This is a genomic window from Streptomyces fuscigenes, assembly GCF_021556455.1.
GTDB classification, from domain to species: Bacteria; Actinomycetota; Actinomycetes; order Streptomycetales; family Streptomycetaceae; genus Streptomyces; species Streptomyces fuscigenes.
In genome coordinates, this window is record NZ_JAKGCV010000446.1 from 1 (window position 1) to 4,438 (window position 4,438).

At 74.0% G+C, this 4,438-nt stretch carries 5 protein-coding genes and 1 pseudogene; 1 reads left to right on the forward strand and 5 read right to left on the reverse strand.

Translation table 11 applies throughout. The features are described from left to right. Positions 1 to 62: 62 nt before the first annotated feature. The 3 genes and pseudogenes from L1885_RS24295 to L1885_RS24305 form a co-directional block, all read right to left on the reverse strand. Complete coding sequence (locus tag L1885_RS24295; RefSeq protein ID WP_235799304.1) at positions 63 to 419, reverse strand: PRC-barrel domain-containing protein; 357 nt, start codon at positions 417 to 419, stop codon at positions 63 to 65. 136 nt (positions 420 to 555) lie between these two features. Next, a complete protein-coding gene (locus L1885_RS24300) occupies positions 556 to 933 on the reverse strand; it encodes a VOC family protein (protein ID WP_235799305.1) in 378 nt (125 codons plus the stop codon). A 310-nt stretch (positions 934 to 1,243) separates the two neighbouring features. Next, positions 1,244 to 1,642 (reverse strand): annotated as a pseudogene (locus L1885_RS24305) (hypothetical protein); the annotation flags it as partial. A gap of 206 nt (positions 1,643 to 1,848) precedes the next feature. Between L1885_RS24305 and L1885_RS24310 the strand changes: the two are divergent. Then, positions 1,849 to 2,703 carry an SRPBCC domain-containing protein gene (locus tag L1885_RS24310; RefSeq protein ID WP_235799306.1) on the forward strand — a complete coding sequence of 285 codons (855 nt, stop codon included), beginning with the start codon at positions 1,849 to 1,851 and terminating at the stop codon, positions 2,701 to 2,703. A gap of 79 nt (positions 2,704 to 2,782) precedes the next feature. On the opposite strand, the gene L1885_RS24315 is transcribed toward L1885_RS24310, so the two are convergent. Further along, positions 2,783 to 3,553, reverse strand: coding sequence for an MgtC/SapB family protein (locus L1885_RS24315; RefSeq protein ID WP_235799307.1), 771 nt, complete (start codon positions 3,551 to 3,553; stop codon positions 2,783 to 2,785). A gap of 252 nt (positions 3,554 to 3,805) precedes the next feature. Beyond that, positions 3,806 to 4,261, reverse strand: coding sequence for a tellurite resistance TerB family protein (locus L1885_RS24320; RefSeq protein ID WP_235799308.1), 456 nt, complete (start codon positions 4,259 to 4,261; stop codon positions 3,806 to 3,808). Positions 4,262 to 4,438 lie beyond the last annotated feature (177 nt).

Here is a 4,438-nt window from a genome sequence, read left to right on the forward strand (position 1 = left end):
CCCCGCGAGGGCCGGCCCGCGCCCGCGGGGGACGCGGTCCGGCGGCCGCAGCGCCGGGAGGGCTACCGCCGCCCGAGCCGCCGCTCGCCGCCCGTGCCCGTCTTGTAGGGCATGCCGTAGTGCGCGAACACCTTCGGCTCGTCCTCGGCCGGCAGCTCCCCGTCGGTGTCGATGGACGGGGCCTCCTTGACGAGCTTGCGGTCCACCGTGACCTTCAGGTAGCCGGGGCCCACGGTCGCGTTCTCCAGGGGCACGAACACCAGCCGCCGCTTGGTCGGCAGGCCCACCGTCACCGTCGCGAACGACGGCAGGTCCGTCGCGGTGTCGACGTAGACGGCCTCCAGTGATCCGATCTTCTTCCTGCCGACGTCGACCACGTCGTGGTCGCGCCACTCCCGGATGTCCTCTGGCTCGAACATCGTCAACCGCCTCTCTGACCCTGCCTGCCTGCGTGGCATCAGTGTGGCGTCTACCCGCGCCCGGCGCCCCGATCACGTGCGGAACGCGGAGCACCGGCGTCCGTACGGAGCAACGCCCGGCGCGGCCGGGACGCGTTCAGGCGGGCCGGTCCTGCAGCACCGACAGCACGTTGCCCGCGGGATCCTTGAACCAGGCGATGTACGGGCCCGCCTCCCGCATCACACCGCGCTCGTCGGCCGGCATGCCCTCGTACCGCTCGATCCGCACGCCCCGGCGCACCAGCTCGTCCACCGCCGCGTCGATGTCGTCCACCGGGAAGTTCAGGACGGTGAAGGCCGCGGGGGTGTGCCGCTCCTTCGGATAGACGAGGACGTGCGTGCCGCCGGCGAGCTCCAGGGTGAGCATGCCGTGGTTCTCCGACACCTCGACGCCCAGGGTGTCCTCGTAGAAGCGGCGTGCCGCGTCGATGTCGTCCACCGCGAAGCCGCTGAACGCCTTGGATCCGCCCAACATGGGATGCCCCTCTCGTCGTCGTGCCGTCGGAGGGTGGACCGGGCCGGGGCCCGGGACTCATCGGTCGGTGGGCGTCCCGCACGGGGCCGAGGGGCGGGCGGCCGTGAAGCCCCGCACCTGCGCCACCGGGCGGCCGTGAAGCCCCGCACCTGCGGGGGCAGGGCGGCCGCCAGGGGCGGCACCCCCCGGCGCGGTGTGTCCGGAGCCCGTTCTACGCGCCCAGGCGGCGCCGCCACCCCGTGTCGCCGAACGGCTCCGGCACGCTGCCCGCGAGCACCGGGAAGCGCTCCTGCGCCCGGGGCACCGCCGACACCAGCGGCACCGGCGCCGTGCGCTCCATGCGCAGCGCGTCCACGGACTCGGCGAGCAGCTCGTACTCGGTGGTGTCGTCGTGCGTCGCCACCCGGATCAGCCGGCCGTGCGCCAGGTGCTCGGCGATCATCTCCTGGTGCTCCGTGTCGTCCCGCCAGGCCCGCAGCGTGCCCGGGACGTCCGGGACGTCCGCGCCGACCGGCGCGAGCGCGTGCACGGGGATGGCGCCGCCGTCCGGGGTGGGGTCCAGCCGCTCCGCGATCCAGGTCGCACGGTCGCGCAGCCACCACAGGGCCAGGGCCAGGGTGGGCGCGCGGTAGGTGCCGAGCGGAACACCGACGCGCTGCCCGCCGCACACACCGTAGGCGGTGACATGGCACAGGAATTCGTCGTGCACGGCCGCTCTCCTTGCGCCGTCCGTCAGGGGGGTGGCCGTGGGGGCTGTCCTGGAGAGCAGAGACGAGTGTGATCGCCCCGTCGTGGCCATGCCATTATGTGACCGGTGTTGACGCGCTGTCACGACATGATTCCAGCCAGTTTCGAACGGGCCCTGGCGCCGTCTTCTGGCCGAAACCGCGGGCAACCCTGGCAGGATGAGCGGCCATGAACGCACACCGGAACGCGGATGCCCTCACGGTCGCGGGCGGGCGCAACGTCCTGACCATGGTCCGGCGCTTCCCGCAGCGGCAGGCGGCGGCATGGGCGGCGCTCACCGAGGCGCCGATCCTGTCCCAGTGGTTCCCCTTCCAGGTCGAGCTGGATCCGCGCCCCGGCGCCGCGATCACCTTCGGCGCGCCCGTCGGCGGGGCCCCGGTGGCCGCCGGAAGCGTCACCGATGTCAGGCCGGAACAGCTCCTCGCATTCGACTGGGGCACCGACCACCTGGCGTGGACGCTCGTGCCCGACGCCGGCGGGTGCGCCCTCACCCTGGAGCACACCTTCGACGACCGGGCGGGCGCGCCGAGTTTCGCGGCCGGATGGGACCTGTGCCTGGAGGCGCTCGGCAGCGTGCTCGCCGGCGGGCCCGTGGAGCGGCACCGCGACGACGGCGAGGGCCACGACGCGTATCTCCGCCTCTTCGGCCTGGACCGGGGCACGGTGACGGCCGAGGGCGAGGTGCTGACCGTGCGCTTCGAGCGCCAGCTCGTCGGCGTGGCCGAGCGGGTCTGGGAGGTGCTGGCGGACGGCATCGAGCCCGTGCCGGGGCTGCCCGTGCCGGTCGGCTTCACGGACGGCGACGTGCCGGCGGGCCACGTCGTCGAGGTGCGCCCGCCGCACCTCCTCAGCTACGAGTGGGCCGACGACGGCAGGGTCACGTGGGAACTGGGCGAGGGCACGGGGTACGGCGCGCGGCTCGTGCTGACCCAGTCGGGTCCGGAGCCGTTCGACACGCAGGCCGCGCTCGCCGCCTGGCACACCAGGATCGAGGACCTGGCGGCCCGGCTGCGCGCCGGGTGAACCGGCCCGCCGGGAGCGCTCGCGTGCGGGGCGGCGGCGCGGCCGCCCGCCGGACGGGCGCTCCAGCCGCGCGGCGCCGTCAGTCGCCGCCGTCGTCGGGGCCCCGCAGGGACGAGACGCTCAGCAGCTCCTCGAACTCCGACATCTCCGCCACGAGGTCCGGCACGCTGCCGCTGCCCTCGACGTCCACGTAGACGAGCGCCGTGCCGGCCTCCGCGCCCCGCGGCGGCGCGCCCTCCTCGTCGGGGCCGGGCGCCGCGCGGTCCACGCGTACCTGCACGACCTGGAACCCCCGGGCGGCGGTGAACTCCAGAACGCGCGTCAGCACGCCCGTGCCGATGCGGTACGCCAGGTGCAGCCGGGTGATCTCGGGCGTCGACAGCGCCGGAACCCGGCGGGTCGCGAGGGGGTAGCCCTGCACCACCAGGAAGTGCACGCCCGTCACCCCTATGGCCAGCAGCGGCAGTCCACCGCCGCACGCCATGCCCACCGCACAGGTCAGCCAGACGGTGGCCGCAGTCGTCAGACCCCGCACCGCGTCCCGGCGGACGAAGATCAGCCCGCCGCCGATGAAGCCGATGCCGGAGACGATCTGCGCCGCCACCCGCGACGGGTCGAACGAGACGTTCGCCAGCCCGACCACCGCGTTGAAGCCGTGCTGCGACACCTCCATGAACAGCGCGCTGCCGACGCCGACCAGCGTGTGCGTGCGCAGTCCCGCGCTCTTCTGCTGACGGGCGCGCTCCGCTCCGATCAGCGTCGACAGCAGCAGCGCCAGCGCCAGCTCGGCGAACTGGCGGCCGCCTTGTCCCGCTGCCGGATCGAACAGGGCATAGGCCAGGGCACGCACGGAGGACCTCCCTCACAGGTCGCCGGGAACGGACGGACAACCGTACGAGGGTATGCCAGCGGTGGTACGAGGGGCCGCGCGCCACCGGAAACGGTACGAACCGGGCAGCACGTCACCCGCGGCAGGTCCTCAGGGCGGGCAGGACGGCGCACCGACGGACCGCGCCACCGGCGGGCCGCGCAGGGACCGACCGCGCGCCGGCCTCGCCCCGCCCCGCCCCGGGCCGAACGTGTCCCGCCCGGGGCGGCCGCGTCAGAGGTCGAACTCGTGCGGGGGCAGCCCCAGCGCGTAGCACGCCTCGCGCACCACGGCCTGCTCGGACTTGTCGAAGTCGCCGTCCGCGCCGCCGATCACGATGCCGATCTGGATCACGGCCCGCGCCTCGGCCGGCTTCTTCTTCGCCTTGGCGATCTCCTGCAGCACGCCCACCTTGCCGAAGTCGAAGTCGGCCTGGAGCTTGCCGATGTTCTCGTCGAACCGGCGCTGGAGATCGGCGGCCGGGAAGTTCTGCAGCACCTCGTTGGCCGTGATCAGCGAGGCCACCCGGCTGCGCTCCGAGGGGTCGACGGAGCCGTCGGCCGCGGCCACCAGGGCGCACATCGCCATGCTCGCGTCACGGAACGCCCCACTCTTCAGGTCGTTCTTCTTCGCCGTCAGCTGCGTCTGCATCGTCGCGGCGGATTCCTTGAAACGGTCCCACAGGGCCATGCCGTCATCTCTCCTCATAGATCAGGTCGAGCATCTGGACAACGGGCGGGCGGTGCGGATGGTGCCCGCGACGACCTGCCCGTTCGTCCGCGTCCCCGGTTCACCCGGCCGCCACGCGCCGGACGCCGGCCGGACGCCCGGCCCGGCGCGGGGGCCCGGCGCCCGGGCGCCGGGAGA

Bases quoted from the DNA above. Each gene is read 5' to 3' on its own strand.
- L1885_RS24295 (WP_235799304.1), bottom strand. From the start codon at position 419: ATGTTCGAGCCAGAGGACATCCGGGAGTGGCGCGACCACGACGTGGTC.
- L1885_RS24300 (WP_235799305.1), bottom strand. From the start codon at position 933: ATGTTGGGCGGATCCAAGGCGTTCAGCGGCTTCGCGGTGGACGACATC.
- L1885_RS24310 (WP_235799306.1), top strand. From the start codon at position 1,849: ATGAACGCACACCGGAACGCGGATGCCCTCACGGTCGCGGGCGGGCGC.
- L1885_RS24320 (WP_235799308.1), bottom strand. From the start codon at position 4,261: ATGGCCCTGTGGGACCGTTTCAAGGAATCCGCCGCGACGATGCAGACG.